The sequence below is a fragment of the Pseudomonas sp. MWU13-3659 genome (genome assembly GCF_023757525.1).
GTDB classification, from domain to species: Bacteria; Pseudomonadota; Gammaproteobacteria; order Pseudomonadales; family Pseudomonadaceae; genus Aquipseudomonas; species Aquipseudomonas entomophila_E.
In genome coordinates, this window is sequence record NZ_JAMSHW010000009.1 from 1 (window position 1) to 25004 (window position 25004).

The 25004-nt window shown below is 64.1% G+C and carries 20 protein-coding genes and 2 tRNA genes; 8 read left to right on the plus strand and 14 right to left on the minus strand.

Annotation, left to right across the window (positions count from 1 at the left end):
• Positions 1–81: 81 nt before the first annotated feature.
• On the minus strand, positions 82–342 hold the full coding sequence (locus NGM28_RS13235) for a DUF2798 domain-containing protein (protein WP_213659964.1): 261 nt from the start codon (positions 340–342) through the stop codon (positions 82–84).
• Positions 343–458: 116 nt separating this feature from the next.
• Between NGM28_RS13235 and NGM28_RS13240 the strand changes: the two genes are divergently transcribed.
• The gene (locus NGM28_RS13240; RefSeq protein WP_240066229.1) at positions 459–1391 is read left to right on the plus strand and encodes a LysR family transcriptional regulator; all 933 of its coding nucleotides are present in this window, start codon (positions 459–461) and stop codon (positions 1389–1391) included.
• Positions 1392–1433: 42 nt separating this feature from the next.
• On the opposite strand, the gene NGM28_RS13245 is transcribed toward NGM28_RS13240, so the two are convergent.
• The 3 genes from NGM28_RS13245 to NGM28_RS13255 all read right to left on the minus strand — a co-directional run bounded on the left by NGM28_RS13245 (position 1434) and on the right by NGM28_RS13255 (position 3810).
• Positions 1434–2696: an OmpP1/FadL family transporter gene (locus tag NGM28_RS13245; protein WP_240066228.1), complete on the minus strand. Its 1263-nt coding sequence runs from the start codon at positions 2694–2696 to the stop codon at positions 1434–1436.
• 146 nt (positions 2697–2842) lie between these two features.
• Positions 2843–3325 (minus strand): hypothetical protein, encoded by a 483-nt coding sequence (locus NGM28_RS13250; RefSeq protein WP_240066227.1) that lies wholly within the window; start codon positions 3323–3325, stop codon positions 2843–2845.
• 260 nt (positions 3326–3585) lie between these two features.
• Positions 3586–3810 (minus strand): hypothetical protein, encoded by a 225-nt coding sequence (locus NGM28_RS13255; protein ID WP_011532690.1) that lies wholly within the window; start codon positions 3808–3810, stop codon positions 3586–3588.
• A 929-nt stretch (positions 3811–4739) separates the two neighbouring features.
• On the opposite strand from NGM28_RS13255, the gene NGM28_RS13260 reads away from it, so the two are divergent.
• Both NGM28_RS13260 and NGM28_RS13265 read left to right on the plus strand, forming a co-directional pair.
• Positions 4740–5144, plus strand: a complete 405-nt coding sequence (locus NGM28_RS13260; protein WP_240066226.1) for a tetratricopeptide repeat protein — start codon at positions 4740–4742, stop codon at positions 5142–5144.
• A 380-nt stretch (positions 5145–5524) separates the two neighbouring features.
• A complete protein-coding gene (locus NGM28_RS13265; RefSeq protein ID WP_240066268.1) occupies positions 5525–6883 on the plus strand; it encodes a DNA recombination protein RmuC in 1359 nt (452 codons plus the stop codon).
• On the opposite strand, the gene NGM28_RS13270 is transcribed toward NGM28_RS13265, so the two are convergent.
• Both NGM28_RS13270 and NGM28_RS13275 read right to left on the minus strand, forming a co-directional pair.
• The gene (locus NGM28_RS13270) at positions 6855–10331 is read right to left on the minus strand and encodes a hybrid sensor histidine kinase/response regulator (protein WP_252090461.1); all 3477 of its coding nucleotides are present in this window, start codon (positions 10329–10331) and stop codon (positions 6855–6857) included. The genes NGM28_RS13265 and NGM28_RS13270 overlap by 29 nt on opposite strands.
• Positions 10332–10553: 222 nt before the next feature.
• On the minus strand, positions 10554–11738 hold the full coding sequence (locus NGM28_RS13275) for an MFS transporter (protein WP_252090462.1): 1185 nt from the start codon (positions 11736–11738) through the stop codon (positions 10554–10556).
• Between the two features lie 163 nt (positions 11739–11901).
• On the opposite strand from NGM28_RS13275, the gene NGM28_RS13280 reads away from it, so the two are divergent.
• Entirely contained in the window at positions 11902–13041 is a 1140-nt protein-coding gene (locus tag NGM28_RS13280) for a TDT family transporter (protein ID WP_252090463.1), read from the plus strand.
• Between the two features lie 14 nt (positions 13042–13055).
• Here the strand turns inward: NGM28_RS13280 and NGM28_RS13285 are convergent, their stop codons facing one another.
• Positions 13056–13625 (minus strand): LemA family protein, encoded by a 570-nt coding sequence (locus NGM28_RS13285; protein ID WP_252090464.1) that lies wholly within the window; start codon positions 13623–13625, stop codon positions 13056–13058.
• A gap of 2 nt (positions 13626–13627) precedes the next feature.
• Positions 13628–14728 (minus strand): hypothetical protein, encoded by a 1101-nt coding sequence (locus NGM28_RS13290; RefSeq protein WP_252090465.1) that lies wholly within the window; start codon positions 14726–14728, stop codon positions 13628–13630.
• A gap of 236 nt (positions 14729–14964) precedes the next feature.
• On the opposite strand from NGM28_RS13290, the gene NGM28_RS13295 reads away from it, so the two are divergent.
• Positions 14965–16839, plus strand: coding sequence for an MFS transporter (locus NGM28_RS13295; protein ID WP_252090466.1), 1875 nt, complete (start codon positions 14965–14967; stop codon positions 16837–16839).
• Positions 16840–16857: 18 nt separating this feature from the next.
• Here the strand turns inward: NGM28_RS13295 and sugE are convergent, their stop codons facing one another.
• The gene (gene sugE / locus NGM28_RS13300; protein WP_240066219.1) at positions 16858–17175 is read right to left on the minus strand and encodes a quaternary ammonium compound efflux SMR transporter SugE; all 318 of its coding nucleotides are present in this window, start codon (positions 17173–17175) and stop codon (positions 16858–16860) included.
• Between the two features lie 195 nt (positions 17176–17370).
• Positions 17371–18291 (minus strand): recombination-associated protein RdgC, encoded by a 921-nt coding sequence (rdgC, locus tag NGM28_RS13305; RefSeq protein WP_240066218.1) that lies wholly within the window; start codon positions 18289–18291, stop codon positions 17371–17373.
• Between the two features lie 216 nt (positions 18292–18507).
• Between rdgC and NGM28_RS13310 the strand changes: the two genes are divergently transcribed.
• The 3 genes from NGM28_RS13310 (at position 18508) to NGM28_RS13320 (ending at position 20538) form a co-directional block, all read left to right on the plus strand.
• Positions 18508–18583, plus strand: a tRNA-Val gene (locus NGM28_RS13310).
• A gap of 13 nt (positions 18584–18596) precedes the next feature.
• Positions 18597–18673: transfer RNA gene (locus NGM28_RS13315), tRNA-Asp, on the plus strand.
• A 158-nt stretch (positions 18674–18831) separates the two neighbouring features.
• Positions 18832–20538: a molecular chaperone HscC gene (locus NGM28_RS13320; protein WP_252090467.1), complete on the plus strand. Its 1707-nt coding sequence runs from the start codon at positions 18832–18834 to the stop codon at positions 20536–20538.
• Here NGM28_RS13320 and NGM28_RS13325 read toward each other — a convergent pair.
• From NGM28_RS13325 to NGM28_RS13340, 4 genes are all read right to left on the minus strand, one after another.
• Complete coding sequence (locus tag NGM28_RS13325) at positions 20532–23159, minus strand: DUF805 domain-containing protein (RefSeq protein ID WP_252090468.1); 2628 nt, start codon at positions 23157–23159, stop codon at positions 20532–20534. The two genes, NGM28_RS13320 and NGM28_RS13325, sit on opposite strands and share 7 nt — an antisense overlap.
• A complete protein-coding gene (locus NGM28_RS13330) occupies positions 23156–23848 on the minus strand; it encodes a DUF1266 domain-containing protein (protein WP_240066215.1) in 693 nt (230 codons plus the stop codon). The genes NGM28_RS13325 and NGM28_RS13330 overlap by 4 nt, the downstream gene beginning before the upstream one ends.
• A 136-nt stretch (positions 23849–23984) precedes the next feature.
• Positions 23985–24761: a type I methionyl aminopeptidase gene (map, locus tag NGM28_RS13335; RefSeq protein ID WP_252090469.1), complete on the minus strand. Its 777-nt coding sequence runs from the start codon at positions 24759–24761 to the stop codon at positions 23985–23987.
• Positions 24758–24961, minus strand: a complete 204-nt coding sequence (locus NGM28_RS13340) for a ParD-like family protein (protein ID WP_011532704.1) — start codon at positions 24959–24961, stop codon at positions 24758–24760. Before NGM28_RS13340 ends, map begins: the two co-directional genes overlap by 4 nt.
• Positions 24962–25004 lie beyond the last annotated feature (43 nt).

A 25004-nucleotide genomic window follows, 5' to 3' on the forward strand; every position in this document is an offset into this window, starting at 1 on the left:
ATCAGCGTCACCATCGCCAATGGATATGCTCCAAAAATTCCAAACCCACACTCTAACAAGCCGAAGCCGAAGCCGATCCCCTCAGCGCAAATCCACCGTCAACGCCACCAACCGAACCACCACCGGCCGCACCACCAGCACACAGACAAACGCCACCGGCATCGCCAACTGATAAGCCTTGAGCACACTCCCCAGATAATCGCCACCAACCCCGCCATTGGCCGCCGTGATCACAAAGCACATCAGCATCGCCATGATCGCCGACATGTAGAAGGCGAAGACGTAGGGCATGGCCCCCGGCCGCAGCTTGCGCCGGCTACGTGGTGCAGACAGTTCGTTCATGGAAACCCCGTTCGCTTGAGTGGAGGCGCAGGTTAGCAATGGCCACCCGGCCCGCTGTAGACCTCGTTCGATGAGTTCTTTATAAATAAAATCTTACGAATGCTCAGGAAAATGCGATGGACCTGCTCAACGCTATCCGTAGCTTCATCAAGGTGGTCGAGGCCGGCAGCATCGCAGGCGGTGCTCGTGCGCTTGGGATCAGCCCGGCGGCGGTCAGCCAGACGCTGGCCCGGCTCGAGGCGCACCTGCAGGTCCGCCTGCTGTCGCGCACCACTCGCAGCATGGCCTTGACCGCCGCTGGCAGCCTCTACTATGAGCGCGTCCGTGAGATCGATCGCGACCTCGCAAGGGCCGAACAGGCATTGAGCACGCCCGATAGCGAGCCCCAGGGGCGCCTGTGCATCGCATCGACCTCGGCTTTCGGCCGGCACATATTGGCGCCGATGATTCCGGCCTTTGCCGCACGCTATCCGCAGCTTTCAATAGAGTTGGTAACGACTGATCGCAAGGTCAACCACGCCCGCGAGGATATCGATGTCAGCCTGCGCATCACGCCGCAGTTGGAGGACAATCTGCTGGCCCGGCACATTGCGCGGATTCCCTTCATCTGCTGCGCATCACCCGGCTACCTGGCCAGCGCCGGCTGGCCGGACAGCCCAGAGGCCCTGCGCGATCATCGATGCCTGGTGTTCCGCTACCCGGTGGACGGGCGCTTCCTGCCCTGGGGCTTTGTGCGCGATGGGTTGCGCTTTGAAGCGCCCTTCGGCCCGGTGCTGATCAGCGACGACATCGATGCCTTGACCCAGATGGCCTTGAACGATGGCGGTATCACCCGCCTGGCCGAGTTCATCGTTCGCCCGCACCTGGAGGCTGGCCGGCTGGTGCCGTTGTTCGAGTTCAGTGCTCACGGCCAGCAGGCCTATGCCCAGACCGAACCCATGGAGGTGTACCTGTGCCTGGCCGATCGCTTCGCGATGACTACCAAGGTCCGGGCGTTCATGACGTATCTGGAAGAACAGCTCGGCGATACCTGGCGCGTGCAGGCATGAAAAAACCGCCCGAAGGCGGTTTTTTCATGCAGCGCGAGCGAATCAGAAGCGGTAGGTGAGGGAAGCACCGAGGCCGTGAGCGCTGTTTTCGTACTTGGCCTGGTAAGTACCCTTGGTCGGGCTTGCCAGGTTGACCTTGGTGTCTTCTTCCCACAGGTAGGAGTAAGCCACGTCGATGGTCATGTCGTCGTTCGGGCTCCAACCGGCACCCAGGCTGAAGATCTTGCGATCGCCAGTGGGGATGCGTGGCGAGCGGTCGTGGTTGTTGGTCGGCGACTGGTCGACGGAGAAGCCAGTGCGCAGGGTCCACTCCTTGTTCACCTTGTACGAGGCACCAACGGCGCCAGCCCAGGTGTCATGCCAGTTCTGCTCTTCGCTGATGGTGCCGAACTGCGCGCGCAGCGCTGCCGGAACATCGTTGTTCACCGTGATGTCCTTCAGGCGGCTCCAGCGCGTCCAGGTGGTGCCTGCGTACAGGGTCCACTGGTCGTCGAGCTCGTGGGTGACCGAGAAGTCCACCGACTCAGGGGTCTTGATCTTCAGGTCGGCATCGAACTTGCTGCCGCTGTAGGGACCGATGAGCGCGTTGTTGATCTTGGTCTTGCCTTCGAGCTTGTAGTCCACCATCGAGTGGTAGGTCAGGCCGAGGCGGGTGTGATCGGTGGCCTGTACCAGGATACCGATGTTGTAGCCGACCGCGGTGTCGTCGCCCTTGATCTTCACTTCACCATCGTTGCGACCCGGGGTGAACGGGTTGATGGTGTTCGAGCCCAGCTCGCCCTTGATGCGGTTGATGGTCGGACCGAAGCCGATCGAAACCTTGTCGTTGAAGGCGTAGCTGACGGTGGGCTGGAAGGTGACCACTTCTACGTGGCTCTTCTTGCCCCAGTAACGTGCGGCGTCTCCACTGCCATAGTCGGTCACCAGGCCGAACGGAACGTACACACCGAAGCCGACGCTCCAGTTGTTGTCCAGCGGCTTGACGTAGTAGCCCATTGGCACACCGACGAACGGCACCATGTCACCATCGGTTTCCCCCCCGAGGTTGCTTCCACGGCCCGAAATATCGGATTTGGCGATGACGGCTGCGCCACCCACGGTAATTTGCTCGCGCTTCAGGCGCGACATGCCCGCCGGGTTTCCAAAGACCGTGCTGGCATCTTCGGCAGATGAAGAACGACCCGCGAAACCTGTCCCCATGCCGCTGACACTTTGTTCGTTCAGCGCGAAACCGCTGGCGAGCAAGTGGCTGGAAGCGAGGGCAACGGCAATACCGAGGGAGGTTTTGAGCATTGCTTTTTTCATTATTAGAAACTCCTTGGGATCTCCGGGGCGAAAAGCTACCAACAAATCTCGCTCCACGCTATAGCCTGTAACACAGGAGATAGAGCGGTTTTGTAGGACAATCCGACCAAAATTCCTTTTTTTCCGGTCTTCCAGGGAGATGGCGCTCAGGAAGTCTGGGCCAGCATCGGGGTGATGCAGTGGTGCCAGGCGAGGGTGAAATCGCGTAGCCGCCCTTGAGGGTTGAAGGTCTGTCGCCAGATTCTCGCCAATCCCAGCACGTCGTCGGCGGGTGGCAAGGGGGAGGCCTGTTCTTCGATCAGCATCCAGGCGATAGCCGTGGCGTAGCGCAGGTTGACGGTCAGTTCCAGGTGCGGGCCGCCGAGGAAGGCATGCTGGCTTGCCAGGCCTCGGACCAGGCTGGCGAGCTCGGGGTCGCGGGCGAGAAAGTCGTCCCACACCGATTGATGGCGTTGTTCACCGATGCGGTACAGGCCATGGCCACGGCGATCATGCAGTGCCGAGCCCAGCGCCGATTGGCTTGCGGCAACGCCCAGTAACAAAGCTTCGGCGCTTTCAGAGTGGCGGTTCAGGTAGATCAGGGTTGGCCGGATCACATACCGGCTCAACTCGGTCGCAGCGATGCCCATGATGCCCTCGCCCAGGATGCCCTTGTTATGGAAAGGGCCGACGGGCGCTGGAGCTTGGCAGCTGGTGAGTGGTCAGGCCCGCCGGAAGCGACCGCAGCCGCTCGAGTTGAAGTGTAGTGTGATAATCGTGGTGTAAAGGGCTGTTTTTAAATCGATTGCTGCCTGAGGGTGCGGGGCATATGCCCGCAGGCAATTAAGCCGGGGCCCTTCAGGCAGTTTGGCGGGGCATGCATTCATGGTGTGAATCTGCCGCCATTCGTTCATGCGGTCAGCGATTGGCGGGTGCGCTCGATCACGGCCTGGAGCGGTTCAGCACGGGTGTACTGGTCCGGGTAGAGGCGCTCGGAGTGGCAGGCGATGCCATGTTCGTCGACCAGGGTGAAGCTGAAGCTGCCCTTGCGTGGGGCAACGATAAGGCACTTCAGTGGAGCGAAGGCTTTGGAAAGGGTGCCGAAGGCAACCTGGATCTGTTGATGGTTACTCATATTGTTGGATGTTCCTGCGTAAGACACGGCTTTTGATCCGTGCACAATAGAAACGTTCCAGTGACATCTTTATTAAGGAGATGCAGAACCTGACTGGAACAGGGCAGCCAGAGGGGCGCATGCAATAGGTGGCGCTGGGCTGACTGGTAGGTACGACAGAAGGCAGGCAGCACACCGGGGCCAGGGTTCGAGGCGCCGGGGAAGATCCTGATCAATCTGAAACGTGATTCGTGCTTGAGCAGCGTGAGCCGCCGAGTGAATCATCGAATGGGCCGGTCCCGATGGGGCAGCGCTGGGCTGCAAGGACTGAGTGGCCAGAATTGACTTTCAGCTGGGTACTAACAGGGCGCAACCCTACACGAATGATTCAGGGGTTGCAAGTTTTTGATGTTTATTGCGCGAAGCCGACCATTATGTCGCTTCCCGAGGCGGCTGTGAAGAGGGGTGAATACCCCGGCAATCCCTCGGATGTACCGATTTCGTGCATGGGCGTGCCGTTTGATGGTGCACTTGTACACATTCGGGCGAGCACTTGTAACCCCCTTGCAACAGGTTGTGGATGGCTCGCCAATGCCTTGACTGGGGGCTTAAGTCAATGAAAAAAAACACTAATTTTTGCTGGTGAAAAAATCGACAGTTTGACTGAAAGCCCCATTTCACAGGGGTTTGCGGGCTGTGTAGAGTGGTTGTCCACCGAGTTATCCACAGCTTCTGTGGATTGTCCCGTGCGCTTGCTCTAGGACGGGCGTGCCAGCAGTTTCATGAACTGTCCGACAATCGGGTTCCATGCTGGAAGTCACACGTGGGTAGCTGTGAAACGTCAAGAAAAAAACATTGAATATTTTTGTGCGTGGCCAAAAGTCGAACACGTCACGATCGTGAAAAAGGAGTAGAGTGGCGCGCCTCTCGAGTCACCATCGCTGTCGGTCATGAAGCTTCGCGGTAAACACCTCGCCAGTCCTGTTGCATTGCCTGTGCTGCCATCCCCAAGACGTTTTTCCCTGAAAGTGGCCCTGTGGCTGCTCGACAACCCGCGCCTAGGTGACAAACCCAGCGTCAAGCACCTGGCTGGGCGCATGCTCAAGCAGCCGGCGCGCCAGGGCGTGGTGGTGGCCCAGAGCCGTCTGGGCCAGATGCTTTGCCATGACTGCGACAACGCCCGGGACCGGCGTATCGGCCATGACCTGTTGCGCCAGGCCGCGCGTGCCGGTGACCGCCGAGCGCAACTGGAATACGGCCGGTTGTGCCTGGCGCAGGAACCGGAGCAGGCCCGTTACTGGCTGGAGCTGGCGGCTGGGCAGGGGTCGCAGGAAGCCCGGCGGTTGTTGCTGTAGGAGCGGATTCATCCGCGATGCGCCGCCTGGGCGGCGCTCGATTGCACTAACGCAACACCTCTGCCGGCGAGCACCTTGCGCCCCTGGCATTTCGCAATTTTGGATGGAGTCCAAGTTGCCCGGCGAGGGCGTGATGGGACCATTGGGACCGAGCGCCGGCACGCGGCGCATCGCAGATGAATCCGCTCCTACACACGGCTAGCAGGCAACCTCGTAATCGGGCTGATAAGCTGCGCAGCAATCGTCAACGTTAGATCGGGGTAAGCATGACAGTGGATCTGACCAGCATTCTGCTGGGCTTGGTGGCCGGCGCGGTACCCTGCCTGGGCTGGGTCATGCAGGTGCAGCGTGGTCAGGGCGCGCGCAGGGCCGAGCAGGCGCTGCTCGAGGAGCGCCTGAACGCCGCGCAGATGGCCCAGGCCGGGTTGCAGGCGCAACTGGAGGCCGGGCGCGATGAGATCAGCGACCTCAGTGAGGCCAACACCGTCAAGCAGACCCAGCTCGCCGCTCAGGGCCGTGAACTCGAATTGCTGCAGATCGACCGTGACAACGCCCGCGACGCCGCCCACGCCTGGAGCCTGGAGCGCGCCAACCGTGAAGCCGAACTGCGTCGCCTGGAGGCGCAGGCCGCGCGCCTGGAGGCCGAACTGCGCGAGCAGCAGGAGAGCCACCAGCAACGCCTTGAAGACCTGCAGGAGGCGCGTGACACCCTGCGTGCCCAGTTCGCCGAGATGGCGACAAAGATCTTCGACGAGCGCGAGCAGCGTTTCGCCCAGACCAGCCAGCAGCACCTGGGGCAATTGCTCGATCCGCTCAAGGAGCGCATCCAGGCCTTCGAGAAGCGCGTCGAGGAAAGCTACCAGCAGGAGGCCCGCGAGCGTTTTTCCCTGGGCAAGGAGCTCGAGCGCCTGCAGCAGCTCAACCTGCGCCTCTCCGACGAAGCCACCAACCTCACCCAGGCGCTCAAGGGCCAGAAGACCCAGGGCAACTGGGGCGAGCTGATCCTCGAACGGGTGCTGGAGCATGCTGGCCTGGAGAAGGGCCGCGAGTACCAGACCCAGGTCAGCCTCAAGAGCGCCGATGGCGAGCGCTTCCAGCCCGATGTATTGATCATGCTGCCCGGCGACAAGCAGGTGGTGGTCGACGCCAAAGTGAGCCTCACCGCCTACCAGCAATTTGTCGGCAACAACGACGAGACTGCGCTCAAGCAGCACGTGCAGTCCCTGCGCAACCATGTCAAAGGCTTGTCGAGCAAGGACTACAACCGCCTGGACGGGTTGCACAGCCTGGACTTCGTCTTGCTCTTCGTGCCGATCGAGGCGGCGTTCTCGGCGGCGCTGCAGGCCGAGCCCAACCTGTTCCAGGAAGCCTTCGACCGGCAGATCGTGATCGTCAGCCCAACCACCTTGCTGGCCACCCTGCGGGTCATCGACAGTTTGTGGAAGCAGGAACGCCAGAGCCAGAACGCCCGCGAAATCGCCGAGCGTGCGGGCTGGCTGTATGACAAGTTCGTGCTGTTCATCCAGGACCTGGACGAACTGGGCGCTCGTCTCACCCAGGTGGACAAGGCCTACGCCGCGGCGCGCAACAAGCTCTGCGAAGGGCGCGGCAACCTGGTCAGCCGCAGCGAACAACTCAAGCTGCTCGGCGCCCGCGCCAGCAAGAGCCTGCCCAGCGAACTGATCGAACGGGCGCTGGCGGACGAAGCCGTTACTGAACCAGGCTCAGATGCCGATTGAGCAGGGCGCGCAGGGCGGCCGGCTTGACCGGCTTGGCCAGGTAGTCGAGGCCGGCGGCGTGGACCATGGCGATGGTTTCGTTGCGCCCGTCGGCACTGATCACCACGCCTGGCACAGGTTCGCCCAGGCGCGCGCGTAGCCAACCCATCAAGCCGGTACCGGTCTCGCCGTCGTCCAGGTGATAGTCCACCAGGGCCAGGTGCGGGCGTAGCCCTTCGGCCAGCAGCGCTTCGCATTCAGCCTGGTTGCGCGCGGTCCACACCTGGCAACCCCAGCGCCCAAGCAGGCTGTTCATGCCGATCAGGATGCTGTCTTCGTTGTCGACACACAGCACCTGCAACCCGGCCAGGGGCTGGCCGGCCTGCTCCACGGGGGCCACGGCGACGGGCGCCGGGCTGTGGGCGATCGGCACGCTGACGCGGAACACGCTGCCCTTGCCTGGCCATGAGCGCACTTCCAGCTGATGCCCCAGTACCCGGCACAGGCCATCGGCAATCGCCAGGCCCAGGCCCAGGCCTTTCTCGGCGCGGGTCTGGTGGCTGTCCAGGCGCTTGAACTCCTGGAAGATCACCTGCAGCTTGTCGTCGGCGATACCCGGGCCGCGGTCCCACACCTCCAGCCACAAGCGCTCGCCCTGGCGCCGCACGCCGAGCAGGAGCGGGCTCTTGCCGTAGCGCAGGGCGTTGGTGAGGAAATTCTGCAGGATCCGGCGCAGCAGCTTCATGTCGCTGTCGACCCGCAGCTGGCTGCCGCGCAGGCGGAATTCCAGGCCCTTTTCGGCGGCCAGCACCTTGAACTCGGCGCCCAGGGTGTCGAACAGCTCGTTGAGGGCGAAGGGTTTGGCGTCCGGGGTGACCTTGCCGTTTTCCAGGCGCGAGATGTCCAGCAGGTCGCTGATCAGTTCTTCGGCCGAGCGCAGCGAGCTGTCCATGTGCTGCACCAGTTGCTGGGCTTCGTCGTTCATGCCCTCGGCTTGTTGCGACAGGGCCGCCGAGAACAGCCGTGCGGCATTGAGCGGTTGCATCAGGTCATGGCTGACGGCGGCGAGGAAGCGGGTCTTCGACTGACTGACCGCTTCGGCGCGGCTCTTGGCTTCGGTCAGCGCCTGGTTGAGCTGCGACAATTCGTGGGTGCGCTCGGCGACCCGCTGTTCCAGGCTTTCGTTGGAATCGCGCAGCGCTTGTTCGGCTTCACGGAACGGGGTGATGTCGGTAAAGCTCATGACGAAGCCGCCACCAGGCATCGGGTTGCCGATCAGCTCGATCACCCGGCCATTGGGGAACAGCCGCTCGGAAGAGTGGGCGCGGCCCTGGCGCATCCAGTGCAGGCGCCGGGCCACGTGGACCTGGGCCTCGCCCGGGCCGCACAGGCCGCGCTCGGCGTTGTAGCGGATGATGTCGGCGATCGGCCGACCGACGCTGATCAGGCCGTCGGGGTAGTTGAACAGCTCCAGGTAGCGGCGGTTCCACGCCACCAGGCGCAGGTTCTGGTCGACCACGCTGATGCCCTGGTTGATGTTCTCGATGGCGCCCTGCAGCAGGGCGCGGTTGAACTGCAGCACCTCGCTGGCCTCGTCGGCGATGCGTACCACGTCCTCGAGCTGCATCTCGCGGCCTTCGATGGCCGCCTTGACCACCGCGCGGGTGGAGGAGGTGCCGAGCACCCCGGCGAGCAGGCGCTCGGTGTGTTCGATCCAGTCGCCGTCGGCGTTCTGGTTGGGGTTGAAGCCCTTGCCCTGGCGGTAGGCGAAGCGGATGAAGCTCTGCCGGGCTCGCTCCTCGCCGACGAAACGCGCGGCGAGCTTGAGCAGGTCGTCTATCTGCACCGCCAGCAGCGGTTTGCTGGAGGGGCTGGCGCTGGTCTGCTGGCCGATGAAGCGGCCGGCTTGCCAGTGCTCGGAGACCCGCGTGCGCGACAGGATCGATACCCAGGCGAACAGGGTGAAGTTGCCCGCCAGCGACAGCACCACACCTTGGGTGAGGGGTGTGATCGGCAGGTTCAGCGGGTTGCCGTGCAGCCACGCCAGGCCAGGGAACAGCGACAGCGACCAGCCCAGGCTATGGGCGGTGATGGGCAGGACCAGGGTGTAGAACCACAAGAAGATGCCGGCGGCGAGGCCGGCGAACACGCCGCGGCGGTTGGCCTGCTTCCAGTACAGTGCGCCGAGCATCGCCGGGGTCAGTTGGGTGACCGCGGCGAAGGCGATCTGGCCGATGGTCGCCAGGCTCGCGGTGGAGCCCAGCAGGCGGTAGCTGACGTAGGCCAGCAGCAGGATCACCACGATGGTCACCCGGCGCACCGAGAGCATCCAGTGGCGGAACGCCTCGAACGGCCGCTCGGCGTTGTTGCGCCGCAACAGCCAGGGCAGCAGCATGTCGTTGGAGACCATGGTCGACAGCGCTACCGCCTCGACGATGACCATGCCGGTGGCCGCCGAGGCGCCGCCGATGAAGGCCAGCAGCGCCAGGCTCGGATGCGCTTCGGCCAGCGGCAGGCTGATGACGAACGAGTCGGAGATCACCGTGCCCGGCAGCAGCATCTGCCCGGCCAGGGCAATGGGCACCACGAACAGCGCGGCCAGCGCCAGGTACAGCGGGAACACCCAGCGCGCCAGGCGCATGTCCTGGGGCTCGATGTTCTCCACCACGGTGACGTGGAACTGCCGTGGCAGGCAGATGATCGCCATCATCGCCACGGCGGTCTGCACCACCATCGACGGCCAGTTGATGGTCTCCTGCCAGTAGCTTTCCAGGTGCACCGACTGGCGCGCCTGGGTGAACAGGTCGTCGAAGCCGTCATACAGGTTGAACACCACGAAGGCACCCACGGCGAGGAACGCCAGCAGCTTGACCAGTGACTCGAAGGCGATGGCCAGGACCATGCCCCGGTGGTGCTCGGTAACGTCCAGGCTGCGGGTACCGAAGACGATGGCGAACAGCGCCAGCACCAGCGAGATCACCAGCGCGGTGTCCTGCACCCGGCTGCCGGTGGCGTCGGCATTGGCACCGATCAGCAGGTTCACTCCCAGCACGATGCCCTTGAGCTGCAGGGCAATGTAGGGCAGCACGCCGACCAGGCAGATCAGCGCCACCACCACCGCAAGCGTCTGCGACTTGCCGTAGCGGGCGGCGATAAAGTCGGCAATGGAGGTGATGTTCTGCTGCTTGCTGATCAGCACCATCTTCTGCACCACCCAGGGTGCGAAGATCAGCAGCAGCATCGGCCCGAGATAGATGGGCAGGAACGCCCACAACTGCTCGGCGGCCTGGCCGACCGCGCCGAAGAAGGTCCAGCTGGTGCAGTACACCGCCAGCGACAGGCTGTACACCCAGGCGCGCAGGCGCGGCGGCAGCGGCGTGCTGCGGCGGTCGCCATAGAAGGCGATGGCGAACATGATGGCCATATAGGCCAGGGCGACCACGGCGATCAGCCCGCTGGACAACGACATGCAAACTCCGGAGCAAAAAATAGAACGCGGTCCCGATCAATCAGTCTGGCACGCGAGGGCGGGTTCGTCAGCGCAGACCATGGTCGCAGTGGCAGGACGTCGCAGGGGGGAGGGCATGGCACAGCCTGTAGGAGCGGGTTTACCCGCGATCACCGGCGGAGCCGGGGCCATGCTCAGTGCTGGCTGCATCGCGGGTAACCCCGCTCCTGCAATCGTCACCGCCTATTGCACCACGCTTCGTGTACCCAACCAATAGAACACCGCCGCCAGTATCACCGACCCGATCAGCAGATAGAACACCGCCCCCGGCACCAGGTACCCCAGCGCCGCCCCCACCAGCACCGGCCCCAGCGCCGCGCCAAGGTTGCCCAGGTTCTGCGCCCCGTAATAGACACCCCTCAGGTGTTCAGGCGCAATCAGGTCGATGAACATGTATTCGGCCGGAATCACGATGATCTCGCCCAAGGTGAACACCAGCATGGCGATGCACCACGCCAGCACCGAGCCGGCCAGGGAGAAGCCCAGCAAGCCCGCGACGAACATCGCCATGCCGGCCATCAGCCAGGGCATCAGACGGCGCCGATTGATGCGCCGGCCGATCAGGTACTGCAGGGCGATCACCGTCACGGCGTTGGTGGTCACCAGGTACCCGACCAGCCGTGCCGCCTCCTCGGGGCTGCTGGTGACCACCAGGTATTGCGACAGGTAGGCGGTGAACTGGCCGAACACCACGGCGCTGAGCACGCCGCCCAAGGTGAAGCACACCAGGCGCCGGTCGCGGGCCAGGCCCAATGCCACCTGGGCGAAGCCGGCGCTGGGCTGTGTTTCGGCGCGGGCCTCCAGGCCACGGGCGCCCAGGCGTTGGTACGCCAGGCACATGCCCAGGCCGATCAGCGCGGACGCCACGAACGGCAGGTGGCCGTCCACTTCGATCATGGCCACCCCAAGCATCGGGCCGACGGCATAACCGATGTTGCTCAGGGTGTACTTGATCGCGAATACCTCCGCGCGCGCTTCCACCGGCAGCAGGGCGCAGAAGCCCGCCTTGGCAGCGATGTCGACCATGGCCAGGGTCAGGTTGATCAGTACCAGGCAAAGGAAGAACAGCGCCGCCGACGGGCTGGCGATGGCGCCGGCGAAGGCCAGCGCGAAGATCAGCAGGCTGGCGATGACCAGCGTATGGTTGCGCACGGTATCGACCAGGTGCCCGCCGTACAGGCTCAGTAGCGAAGCGACGATCAGCGCGCCGCCGATCAGCAGGCCGATGCGGCCGACCGAGAGCTGGAAGTTGTCGGCCAGGTAGACCACCAGGTAGGGCAGGGTGATGGCTCGGGCGAGCGTCAAGGTGAAGGTGGTGAGCAACAGCAGGCGTACCGGCTTCGGGTAGCCTTTGAGAGCGGCAAGCATTGCGACGTCCTGGTCTGGGTGGGGCAGTCGCCAAGCATATTCCAAGGGCTATGGGGTGCGCTATATCTGCAAAATAGATAACAGATAGAGAAATTACCCGTTATATGGATATTCTCTACGGGCATAAGATAGTTCCACCTTACACAAGGCCAGGAGACATCCCATGCCATGCACCCAGACTCGCGCACCGTCGTGGCGCCCCTTCAGCCAGTTGGCCCATCCCCGCGAGGTGATCCGCCAGTTCACCCCCAACTGGTTCGCCGCGACCATGGGGACTGGCGTGCTGGCGCTGGCCCTGCATCAAGTCCAGGTGCCACTGCTCGATGCCGTGGCCGAGGGCCTGTGGTGGTCGACCATCGGCCTGTTCGTCCTGTTCTGTGTCCTGTATGGCGCACGCTGGCTGCTGTTCTTCGACGAGGCGCGGCGGATCTTCGCCCACTCCACCGTGTCGATGTTCTTCGGCACCATCCCCATGGGCCTGGCCACCATTCTCAACGGTGCGCTGGTATTCGGCCTGGCGCGGTGGGGCGAGGCCGTGGTGCCGTGGGTCGAAATGCTCTGGTGGCTGGACGTTGGCCTGGCGCTGCTGTGCGGCGTGGCCATTCCGTACCTGATGTTCACCCGCCAGGAACACAGCATCGACCAGATGACCGCGGTGTGGCTGTTGCCGGTGGTGGCGGCCGAAGTGGCCGCGGCCAGTGGCGGGCTGCTGGCGCCGCACCTGGTGGATGTGCATCGGCAGTTCCTGGTGGTGATCACCAGCTACGTGATGTGGGCGGTGTCGTTGCCGGTGGCCTTCAGCATCCTCACCATCCTCATGCTGCGCATGGCCCTGCACAAGCTGCCGCCGGCCAACATGGCGGCGTCCAGCTGGCTGGCGCTGGGGCCGATCGGCACCGGCGCGCTGGGCATGCTGGTGCTGGGGAGCGATGCACCGGCGGTGTTCGCCGCCAATGGCCTGGGCAGCCTGGGGGAAGTGGCCCGGGGCCTTGGCCTGGTGGCCGGGATCGTGCTCTGGGGCGCCGGTTTGTGGTGGCTGCTGACGGCGGTGTTGATCACCCTGCGCTACATGCGCCAGGGCATGCCGTTCAACCTGGGCTGGTGGGGCTTCACCTTCCCGCTGGGCGTGTACTGCCTGGCCACCCTGAAGCTGGCGGCCTGGCTGGGGTTGGGTTTCTTCAGCGTGTTCGGCCAGGTGCTGGTGGTGGCGCTGGCCCTGTTGTGGCTGCTGGTGGCCAGCCGCACCCTGCGCGGGGCATGGCGTGGCGAGCTGTTCGTCTCGCCTTGCATTGCCCGGCAATGACGGCGGGCGTTCACTCAGAGGTTGGGCGTGTAGCTGAAACTGCCTGAAGCTTCTGCGTCGGTGAACGGGGTGATCGGCGACTTGTGGTTCAGCATGTCATTGACCATCGAGCCCGGGAACATCTGGATGCTGTTGTTGAAGCGCTCCACTTCGCCGTTGAAGATGACGATCGCCGCACCGACGTTTTCCTGTTGTTCGGCGATTTCCCGCATGAAGTTGCCGAGCACTTCGGACGCCTTGAGGTCAGGGTAGGCTTCGACGGCAACGCGCAGGCCATTGAGCAGCGAGCGGGTGGCGCTCTCGGCGGCGACCAGCGAATTGCCGTTGGCCGCGCTCGGCAGCTCGGCGACGGCGCTGCGCAGGCGCGTGATCTCGCTCATCAGGTTGTGTTCGTAGTCCTGATAATGGCTGACGTGCGGCTGCAGGCCGTCGAGTACCTTGCTCTTCTGCCGCTCGTAGGTCAGCACATCGGCCCAGGCCCGTTGCGCGCGGTTGTGGCCACCGATGATTGCGTTGTAGTAGCTGATCACGGCCAGCAGGCCCAGAACGGCGACGGTAATGCCGATGATGACGGGTAGATCCATTGTCAGTGTTCCCTGTGAATGGCGGTTGCAGTGGGTGATTCGAAGTTGTCGTCATGTTGCTCGGCGAGCACGTGGATCACCTCCAGCAGGGTGGTCAGCGCCGGCAAGTCGATGCCAGCTTCGACAGCCTTGTAAAAGGCTCCTGGGTTGCTCAAGTCACCCGGCATCTTGAAGTCGATGAGGTTGTCATCGTCGAAGCTGAGGCAGAGCCCGGCGCCGTTGGCGGCGAATTCCAGGTTGGGGTTGCGCAGGCGCGCGGTCATGGTCAGCAGGTGCAGTACCGTGACAGGCTTGGCGAACCGGGCGCAGGCCATCGCACTCGTGCCGCTGAGGGTGAGTGTGCGGTTGAAGGCGCTCGAGGTGGTTTGATAGGTGTGGGCGAGGTCGATCTTGTCCTGTTGGTCGCTGCACACGGCGATACCTTGCACCCACGGAAAATCCACCACCAGGCTGTAGCGTCGATAGTGGTGGTAGACGGTTCGGGACCGGGTCACGGTTTCGCCCTTGCTGTTTGTCTCGGTGTAGGTCTGTTCACGGCTGTCGACGTATTCCAGGTCGATGTACTGGTAGGCGAGGGTGTGCCGAGGGCCTTTGAAGCAGCCTTTCAATGCGAGCTGTATCTGGCGGCTGTGGTTGCCTCGCGCATAATCACTGAAGGATTGCTGCAACTGGCGCAGCAGCGCTTCGGGAGGCGTGTCGATTTCCTCAAGGCCGCTGGTGATCCGGCTTGAGCGCAGGGCCAGTGCTTTGGACAGCTCGGGCAGCAGGTTGCGGCCGCGAACGATGTAGGAAAGCGTGCTGGTGACGAAAAGGATGCTTGGCCCCGCGATGATCCAGGCGCAGGTCGACGGTGTGAAACCCCAGGCTTCGGACAGCCATATCAGGATTGCCCAAGGCCCCAGATAGTTGGCCGCCAGGGCGACGATCGCCAGGACTGCGAAGGCCAGGACCGCTTGCCATTCGGCTTTGTACTCGAACTGCAGCTTGCCCTTGTAGTCAACGAAATGGCCCACGATAGTCAGGAGGTCGGTGGTGTTCTTCGCCGACTTCGTGGCTTCGGTGGCCGCGTCGATCATCGCCGCCAACCGCTTGTCTTCATTCATGGTCTTTCTGTTTCCATTTCCTGGGGGCGTCCTGCCGAGAGGCTTGCGTTGCGCCCTGCCTCTCTCATGCGCCCTGCACGGGCGGCCTTTTTCGATGCCTGGCAGTCTGCCATCGCCCTGGCGGTCTTTCCAGCGTGTCGAGTAAGGTTGCCATGACCGGGCATTCCCGTGCAGATTTGTGGCTTCGCGCGCCCGGCGTGCCTCCAATGACAAAGCCCAACCAGGTACCAAGGACGATGAGTCACCCCTCGCAATTCACCCTGCTCGGCAAGCGGCGCTTCCTGCCGTTCTTCATCACCCAGTCGCTGGGTGCCTTCAACGACAACCTGTTCAAGCAGTCGTTGATCCTGGCGATCCTCTACAAGCTGAGCCTGGAAGGCGACCGCTCGATCTGGGTCAACCTCTGCGCGCTGCTGTTCATCCTGCCGTTCTTCCTGTTCTCGGCCCTGGCCGGGCAGTTTGGCGAGAAATTCGCCAAGGACAGGTTGATCCGCGCGATCAAGCTGGCCGAGATCGTCATCATGGCCATCGGTGCGACCGGCTTCGTCACCCACCACCTGGAGCTGATGCTGGTGGCCCTGTTCGCCATGGGCACCCACTCGGCGCTGTTCGGCCCGGTCAAGTATTCGATCCTGCCCCAGGCCCTGCGTGAAGAGGAACTGGTGGGGGGCAACGGCCTGGTGGAGATGGGCACATTCCTGGCCATCCTCGCCGGCACCATCGGCGCCGGGGTGATGATGTCGTCGTCGAACTACGCCACGGTGGCCGCCATCGGCGTGGTGGGCACCGCGGTGCTCGGTTACCTGGCCAGCCGCTGGATCCCCCGCGCCGCTGCCGCCGCGCCGCAGATGAAGCTGGACTGGAACATCTTCCGCCAGTCGTGGGCCACCCTGCGCATGGGCCTGGGGCAGACCCCGGCGGTGTCGCGCTCGATCGTCGGCAACTCGTGGTTCTGGTTCGTCGGTGCCATCTACCTCACGCAGATCCCGGCCTATGCCAAGGACTGGCTGCACGGTGACGAAACCGTCGTCACCCTGGTGCTGACCTTGTTCTCGGTAGGCATCGCCATCGGCTCGCTGCTGTGCGAGCGCTTGAGTGGCCGCAAGGTGGAGATCGGCCTGGTGCCGTTCGGCTCCTTCGGCCTGACCCTGTTCGGTTTGCTCTGGTGGTGGCATTCGGGCGATGTGCCGGTCGGCGCCGTGCCCCATGACTGGCTGGCGTTGCTGGGCATGAGCCAGGCCTGGTGGATCATGCTGTCCATCGTCGGGCTGGGTATCTTCGGTGGTTTCTACATCGTGCCGCTGTATGCGCTGATCCAGGCGCGTACCCCAGAGGATCAACGGGCCCGGGTGATCGCTGCCAACAACATCCTCAACGCCCTGTTCATGGTGGTTTCGGCGATCGTCACCATCGTCTTGCTGAGCGTTGCAAAACTGAGCATCCCGCAGCTGTTCCTGGTGGTGTCGCTGCTCAACATCGCGGTGAACGCCTACATCTTCAGGATCGTGCCCGAGTTCACCATGCGCTTCCTGATCTGGCTGCTCAGCCATTCGATGTACCGGGTCGAGCACCGCGAGCTCGAGCGCATCCCCGACGAGGGCGCGGCCTTGCTGGTGTGCAACCACGTGTCGTTCGTCGATGCGCTGCTGATCGGCGGCGCCATTCGCCGGCCTGTGCGCTTTGTCATGTACTACAAGATCTACAACCTGCCGGTGCTCAACTTCGTGTTCCGTACCGCTGGTGCGATCCCCATCGCCGGGCGCGGCGAAGACGAGGCCACCTACGAGCGCGCCTTCGCTCGAATTGCCCAGTACCTGGCCGACGGCGAACTGGTGTGCATCTTCCCCGAGGGCAAGCTCAGTGCCGACGGTGAGATCGATGTGTTCAAGGGTGGGGTGAACCGCATCCTGCAGGAGACACCAGTGCCGGTGATTCCGCTGGCGTTGCAGGGGCTGTGGGGCAGTTTCTTCAGTCGCGACCCGAACAAGGGCTTCTTCAAGCGCCTGTGGTCGCGGGTGACCATCGTGGCCGGCGCCGCCATCCCGGTGGAGGCGGCGCAGCCCGAGGCGCTGCGCGAGCAGGTCAGCCTGCTGCGCGGCGATATGCGTTGAAGGGGAGGGACGTGGAGGTCAGCTGGCGCTGACCTTCAGGCCGACCAGGCCGGTGATGATCAGCGCAACGCTGGCCAGGCGCACCAAAGCCATCGATTCGCCGAACAGGATGATCCCGGCGATCACCGTGCCGACCGCGCCGACACCGGTCCAGATGGCATAGGCGGTGCCCAGCGGCAGCTCTTTCATGGCCAGGCCCAGCAGGCCGAGGCTGATGACCATGGCGCCGACTGTGAGAATGGTAGGCATGGGGCGAGTGAAGCCGTCGGTGTACTTGAGGCCGACAGCCCAGCCGACTTCGAACAGGCCGGCGAAGAACAGGATGATCCAGGACATGGTGAGTCTCCATCATTGTTAACGATGGGGCCGTCCCCGAAGCGATCACGCACTGCGTCGTGAGGTCGTCCTCACAGTGCGCACTATAGTGCACATTTGTAGGTGCGGGTGCAAGCCGGGTGGATCAACGGTGTCGCCGGCAAGCCGGCTCCTACGGGGTCAAGTAGGAGCCGGCTTGCCGGCGAAAGGGCCGATTCAGACGCCCTGGGGAATTTCCTCGCCCCCCAACGCCTCGAACAGCGCCGGCAGGAACTCGGTGAAGGTCATCATCATCAGGGTGAAGCTTGCATCGAACTGCTGCTGGGCTTCTTCGCCGCCGTCCTGCTCGGCCTGCTCCTGCAGCAGCTCCTCGAACTTCAGGCGCTTGATCACGGTCTTGTCGTCGAGCACGAACGACAGCTTGTCCTGCCAGGCCAGGGCCAGTTGCGTGACCACCTTGCCGGTGCTCAGGTGCAGCTGGATTTCTTCACCGGTCAGGTCCTGGCGCTTGCAGCGCACGATGCCGCCGTCTTCGCCGGTGTCGCGCAGTTCGCACTCGTCCAGCACATAGAAGCCTTCGGCGGCTTGCTGCGACTTGACCCAGTCGGTCATGGTCGCGGCCGGGGCCACCTTCACGGTCACCGGACGCACCGGCAGCGAACCCATGACTTCGCGCAGGGTCGACAGCAGGTCCTCGGCGCGCTTGGCGCTGGCCGAGTTGACCAGGATCAGGCCCAGGCGCGGGGCGATGGCGGCAAAGATCATCGAGCGGCGGATGAACGCGCGCGGCAGGAAGGCCTGGATGATCTCGTCCTTGATCTGGTCGCGCTCCTTCTTATAGACCTTGCGCATCTGCTCGGTCTCGATTTCCTCGACCTTCTCCTTGACCGCGTCGTTGACCACGCTGCTGGGCAGGATGCGTTCTTCTTTACGCGCGGCGATCAGCAGGAAGTCACCGCTGACGTGTACCAGGGGAGCGTCGGCGCCCTTGCCGAACGGAGCGACGAAGCCGTAGGTGGTCAGCTCCTGGCTGGCGCAGGGGCGGGCCGGCTTGCTGGCCAGGGCGGCTTCCAGCGCTTCAGGCTCGAACGGGACATCCTGGGTCAGGCGGTAGGTCAGCAGGTTCTTGAACCACATGAGGGGCAATCTCTCCTTAATGCATAAGGCGGGCATTATTCTCCGAGCGGTGATTCGAGGCCAGCCCTGTCAGAGGGCCAGCAGGCATATATAAGGAGGGAAAAGCCCGGCGCAGCTAGGTCTTTGAAAGGCCTGGCATTTTTTTTTGATTTTTTTGAAAAAAGTGCTTGCCAGGGTACAGGGTCCTCCGTAGAATGCGCGCCACACCGAGACGAAGGGTGATTAGCTCAGCCGGGAGAGCATCTGCCTTACAAGCAGAGGGTCGGCGGTTCGATCCCGTCATCACCCACCACTCGATGTATAGCGCGGCGGTAGTTCAGTCGGTTAGAATACCGGCCTGTCACGCCGGGGGTCGCGGGTTCGAGTCCCGTCCGCCGCGCCATATTCAGCTTCAAGGGCCCACTGAACACCCTGAAGCTACAGAGAAAGCGACCTTAGGGTCGCTTTTTTTGTTTCTGGCGTTGCGCCAGAATGCCCCCTGTCCGCCGCACGTGGCCAGCAGGCCCTGCGCCGGTTCTTATCGCAAGCAAGAGACCGACCATGCAGGATGCCAGCCTCTCTACGCCTTCTACACAATCCACCCCGCTCCTGGGCATCGACCTGGGGACCACCAACAGCCTGATCGCGGTCTGGCAGGATGGCGAAGCGCGCCTGATCGCCAATGCCCTGGGCGAAGTGCTGACCCCTTCGGTGGTCAGTGTCGATGACGATGGCAGCATCCTGGTCGGCCAGGCTGCCCGGGCCCGGCTGACCACCCACCCGCAGCGCACGGTGGGCGCCTTCAAGCGCTTCATGGGCAGTGACAAGCTCTACTCGCTGGGTGAGCACCTTTTCACGCCTGAAGAGCTGTCGGCCCTGGTGCTGGGCGCATTGAAGCAGGACGCCGAGGCGTACCTGGGCTGCCCGGTGAGTGAGGCGGTGATATCGGTGCCTGCCTATTTCAGCGACGAGCAGCGCAAGCGCACAGTGTTTGCCGCCGAGCTGGCCGGGCTCAAGGTGCAACGGCTGATCAACGAGCCAACCGCCGCCGCCATGGCCTATGGCCTCCACGAGCAGAAGTTCGAACGCACCCTGGTCTTCGACCTGGGTGGCGGCACCTTCGACGTCACGGTGCTCGAGTACGCCTTGCCGTTGATCGAGGTGCATGCCTCTACCGGTGACAACTACCTGGGTGGCGAGGATTTCACCGACGCGCTGCTGCAAGCTTGCCTGCACGATTGGAACCTCAAGGCCGAAAGCCTGGACCCGCAAGCCCTGGCCAGCCTGCATGATGCCATCGAGCAGCTCAAGCGCGAGGCGGGCGAGGGTAGCCGCACATTGTACTGGAGTGGTGCTGGCCAGGCCCGTGAGTGGGTGCTGGACGACCTGAAGCTGCAAGCGATCTGGGCGCCGTTGCTGGCGCGGGTGCGCACCCCCATCGAACAGGCCCTGCGCGATGCCCGGCTGAGCCCGCGCGAACTGGACAGCCTGGTGCTGGTCGGTGGCGCCACGCGGATGCCGCAGGTGCAGCAGCTGGTGGCCAAACTGTTCGGTCGCCTGCCGTACCGGCACCTGGACCCGGACACCATCGTCGCCCTGGGGGCCGCCAGCCAGGCCGCTTGCAAGGCGCGCGACGCGGCGATCGACGAGCTGATCCTGACCGATGTCTGCCCCTACACCCTGGGCATTGCCTCCTCGCGCGGCGAAGACGTCACCGGGGCTTTTTCGCCGATCATCGAGCGCAACACGGTGATTCCGACCTCGAAGGTCCAGCGCTTCTACAGCAGCCACCCCGAACAGGCGTCCATTCGCATTGCCGTGTATCAGGGCGAGCGCCCTTGGGTGCGTGACAACATCCTGGTCGACAGCTTCGTGGTGCCGTTGCAGCAGACAGGTGCGATCCAGTCGCTGGATGTACGCTTCAGCTACGACATCAACGGCCTGTTGGAAGTGGACGTGACCTTCCTCGAAAGTGGCCAGAAACACAGCCACAGCATCGACCGCAGCCCCACCGGCCTGGACGCCGAAGCGCGCCAGGTCAGCCAGGAGCGGCTGGAGCGCCTGAAGATCCACCCGCGCGACACCTTGGCCAACCGCACCCTGCTGGCCCGCCTGGAGCGGGCTTGGATGCAGAGCCTGGGCGATGAGCGCGAGCAGATCGGCAGTTGGCTGGATGCATTCAACGCGGTGTTGGCCAGGCAGCAGGCCGGTGAGATCAGCCGCGAGCGCCTGGCATTGAGCCAAGCGCTCGACGAGCTGCGCTACTGACCGTTCAAACGCCGCAAGGTGGCCTGCAGGCCACCTTCCATCGGCATGCCCTTGCCTGGCGGCGGCCCGTACCGGTTTGGCAGCTTGTTGCCGGGCAGGCCCAGCAGCACCAGCATCACGAATGGCAGCACCCGGCTGATCACCAATAACAGCAGCAGGGTCGGTACACCCCGGCCGAGGTCGCGCAAGCGGCGCAGGCTGGCGCTGATCATCAGCACCGCCACCACCGCCATCAGTGCCGGGAACTTCAGGGCCATGGCGCTGCATGGCACGGCGGCCACCAGGTGCACGGCGAAGCCAGTGCGGTTCAGGCAGCTGTTGAGCTTCCAGAATGACCAGAAGGGGGCGGGCGGCTGTTTCAGGTCGTTGCCCAGCATGCGCTCTGCCCAGGACAGCACGGCCATGCTGGCGCAGCGCAGGCCGGGGTACTGCCGGGTATCGTCCTTGATTTTCTGCAGGGCGCACAACGCCTTGGGCTTGGGTGGCGTGCAGTCGTTGAGCAGGCTGCTCAGCGCGTCCATCACATCCTTGAACGCGTGGCTGTCGATGCCCTGGCTGCGCAGAACTTCGGCTGGCGGCCTTCCGGCCTTGCCGTTCACCAGCCCGCGGCGCAGCGGCTCGAACCAGGCGCCATGCAGCGCCATGGCTTCAAGCCGGTTGCGCAGGCGCGTGCGTTGCTCTTCGCCCACCGAGCGGTCGTGGTACAGCACCGCGCAGAACAGCAGGTAGCTCAGCGGGCTCTCGTCGAGCAGGCGGCCATCTTCATTGTCCAGGCAGGCGGCCAGTTGCGCGGCGCTGGGCAGGCGTGCGCTGTCGAGGGCCTGCTGCAGGGTCTGCAGGGGCGTGGACACGGTGAGCTCTGGCAGGCTTTTGCTGCCTTCGGGGGCATCGAGCGCCTGCAGGAGCTGCGCGTGCTGCTCGGCGAAGGGGTGGTCGGCGGGGTACTGCAACTGCCTGGGCAAGGCCGGGTCGATCAGGGCCAGCCAGCGTGATTGCTGCTCCATCAGGGCGAGCATGAACAACTGCTGGCGATGCCAGGCCCACAAGGCCTCGCCGTCAGGCATCGCTGGCAACAGCACGCCGTCCTCGGCCAGGCGGCCCTGCAAAGGCAGGGCGAATGGCGTGGTGAACAGGCGGCTCATCTCGAACTGGTTGTTGAGTGCGCGCAGGGCCTGGGCCGAATAGACGCGCATGCGCCGCAGCCATTCGCGACATACCGGGCGAATGGCATCCTCGGTCAGTGCGTCGGGCAGCTCGAGCGCAGGGTCTTCGCTGGCGCAGAACTGCACCAGGGCCTGCACCACGGGCGATTGCTCGAGCCAGCGCAGGTGTTGCGCGGCCTGACGTTGGAAACCTTCCAGGATCAGTGCGTCGAGCGGGTCCTCGCCCGGTTGGCGCGACAGGATCTGGCGCAACAGGCCTGCTTCGCCGCGTTGCAGGGCCCAGGCTTGCCAGTACAGGTGGTGCAGTTCGCGGTCGTGCTGCTCGTGTAGCAACCAGGCCAGCAGCGGCAGCTCGTCGTCACCGTCCAGGCGCCAATCGACAAAGGTGCCGGCAATCCCGCCAAGCTCCAGGCGCGCGGCTTCCGCCCAGCGTGCCAAGGTCTGCGGCGTCTGCGCCGGGCTGCCCCAGGCCTGGGCCGGGTCGGCCAGGTCGGTGGGCCAGGAGGCGGGCATGTGCAGGTGGTCGAAGGCCTGGATCAACAAGGGCAGGCGCTGCGGTTGATGGCGTGCGCACAGGTCGATCAGCCACCGTTCGGCCTGGGGGTGCTGGTGTTCGCGGTACAGTCGCAGCCAGCAGTCCAGGGCTTGCTGTTCGGCGTCCAGGGCATGGGCCTGGCGTGCCAGCAGGTAAAGCAGGTCGATGTCGTTGGGTGCCTGCTGCAGGCGCTCCTGCAGTTGGCCATGGAAGGCGCGGCTGCCGATGCCCGCCTGGCTGAACTGCACCAGCAGGCGCTGCATCAGGGCAGGGTCGTCGGGGATGGCCAGGCAGGTGTGCACGTTGACGAACTGCTTGTATTCGAACAGCGGGTGCTGCTGGTAGCAGTATTCGAGGCTGCGGAAATACCACAGGCTTTCCAGCTGGGCGCTGGGCGGCCAATCGCGCATCAATGCGGTGTCGTAGGGGTCGGGCTCTTCCAGGCGGTCGAGGAAGGCTTCCACCTCATGAGGGTTTTCCAGGCGCAGCAGTTGTTGCGCCCAACCCAGGCGGTGGGCCAGCAAGCTGGCGCAGCGATGCGAAAGCGGACCGGCGTCGCGAAGGGTGGCGAGCAGGTGCCAGCTCAGGTCCTCCAGTTCGTCCAGTGGCAGTGTGTCCAGTTCGTCGATGTAGCGCTGCCAGGCGGGCGGATCGAAACGGGTAGCCGGCGCTTCGAGCAGGCTATGGAAGGCTTGCAGCGCAGGATGCACGGCGGCGTGCTCGGCCTCGGGCTCCAGGTCGTCAGGCGCTGGTGCGGCGCGTTCGCGGGCCAGGCGCTGGGCTTGCTCGTAGGCTTCGCGCAGTGCCTTGAAACCTTCCGGGTCGGTTTCGGGGTGGTGCGAGGGCAGCCGGCTGCGGTAAGCCAGGCGGATGGCATCGAGGTCCTGGGTGGGTTCGATCCCCAGGCGAATCCAGCAACTCATGACCAGCAGTCCTCTTCCAGCGTTGTGGGGCGTTGTGGCTCGGGCAGGGGCAGGTCCCAGGGCAGCTCGGCGAACAAGGCGTGGGCACCATGACGCAGGTTGAGCAGGATGCAGCGGTTCCAGTGCTCACTGCCCTGGCGCTCGAGGTTGGCAGCCAGTGTTTCATCGCTGCTGCCGTTGGCGTTCCACAGTGCCTTGCCGAACAGGTAGCCGGCCAGGTAGCTGTCCCAGCGGTTGTAGTAGTGGCGGGCGCGCAAGGCCAGGCGGTAGTGGAGGTAGAGGCTTTCCTCGCGGCTGACCAGGCCTTTCTTGACTCCGGCGCGCAGCAGGTAGCTCATGCGGCCCAGGTCCCAGGCGCGGGTGCCGCCGGGGCCGCAGTCGGGGAAGGTGCGTGCGGCGTACTGGTGGCGGATGCGTTCACGTACGGGCAGGGTTTCGAGCAGGGCCTGCCATTGACTGGGCAGGCAGCGCTGGTACTGCCAGTAGGCTTCGCTCAGTTCGGTGGCGTGGCCGTTGTCGGCCATGCTGAGCATGTCGAGCAACTGGGCGCGGGTACTGATGCCCCACCAACGTTCCAGGTCTGTCTGGTCTTCGTCTTCGAAGTAGTCGGGGGCGGTGTAGCTGGCGCCGTTCAGGGCGGCCATGGGGGCGGAGAGGGCATGTAGCCAGTGCTGGGCGGGTTCGTCCATGAGGGGTCCTGAGGTGCGGCTTTGGGCTGGCGCGGATTGTAATGCAATAGTCTTGCTGCGCGCTTGATCTCCCTGGCGCCACATCTCTCATAGCGACCCCTGAAAGGCCTGGCAAAGGTATCCGAATGCCGATCCGTCAGCGCCGAACCTCCTCCCCCCGAAGCGTCAGCACCTCGTACCCACTTTCGGTCACCGCCACGGTATGCTCCCACTGCGCCGAAAGCGTGTGATCCCGCGTGATCACCGTCCAACCATCGCGCAGCCCCCGGGTCCCGAGGCCGCCCTGGTTGATCATCGGCTCGATGGTGAACACCATCCCCGGCTGCAGTTTCATGCCCATTCCGCGATGGCCGTAATGCAGCACCTCGGGGGCCTCGTGCATCTGCGTGCCGATACCATGCCCGCAGTACTCGCGGACCACGCTGTAGCCGGCCGCTTCGGCGTGCAGCTGGATGGCATGGCCGATATCACCGAGGGTGGCGCCGGGGCGCACCTGCTCGATGCCCTTCCACAACGCGTCGTAGGTGGTATCGACCAGCCGCCGGGCCTCATCGCTGATCTGCCCGATGCAGTACATCTTCGACGAGTCGGCGATATAGCCGCCCTGTTCCAGGGTGATGTCGACGTTGACGATCGAGCCTTCGTTCAGCACCTCGCCCACCTTGGGCATGCCATGGCACACCACATGGTCCACCGAGGTGTTCAGTGCATAGGGAAAGCCGTACTGGCCCTTGCTCGCCGGGCGCGACTTGAGCGTCTCGACGATGAACGCCTCGGCGCGGTCGTTGATCTGCATCGTCGTCACGCCCGGGCGGATGAAACCGTCGAGGTGGGCGAACACCTGGGCCAGCAGTTGCCCGGCGCGGCGCATCAGCGCCAGTTGGGCGGCATCCTTGAGCATGACCTGGCTCATTGCAGCAGTTCCTTGAGATTGGCCTGTTCCTGGCGCAGCAATTGGCGCAGCAGGTCCTGGTAGGTGGCTTGCGGATGCAGCTCGGCGAGCATGCCGAGGCGGATCCAGTGTTCGGCCTGGGCGTTGATCGAGCGCGACAGCGCGGCGCTGGCCACGCGCAGGTCTTCGTGGAGGTCGTCGGAGATCTTGACGATGCCCATGGTGGTGTACCCATATATATGAAACGTATACGAATCATATCGC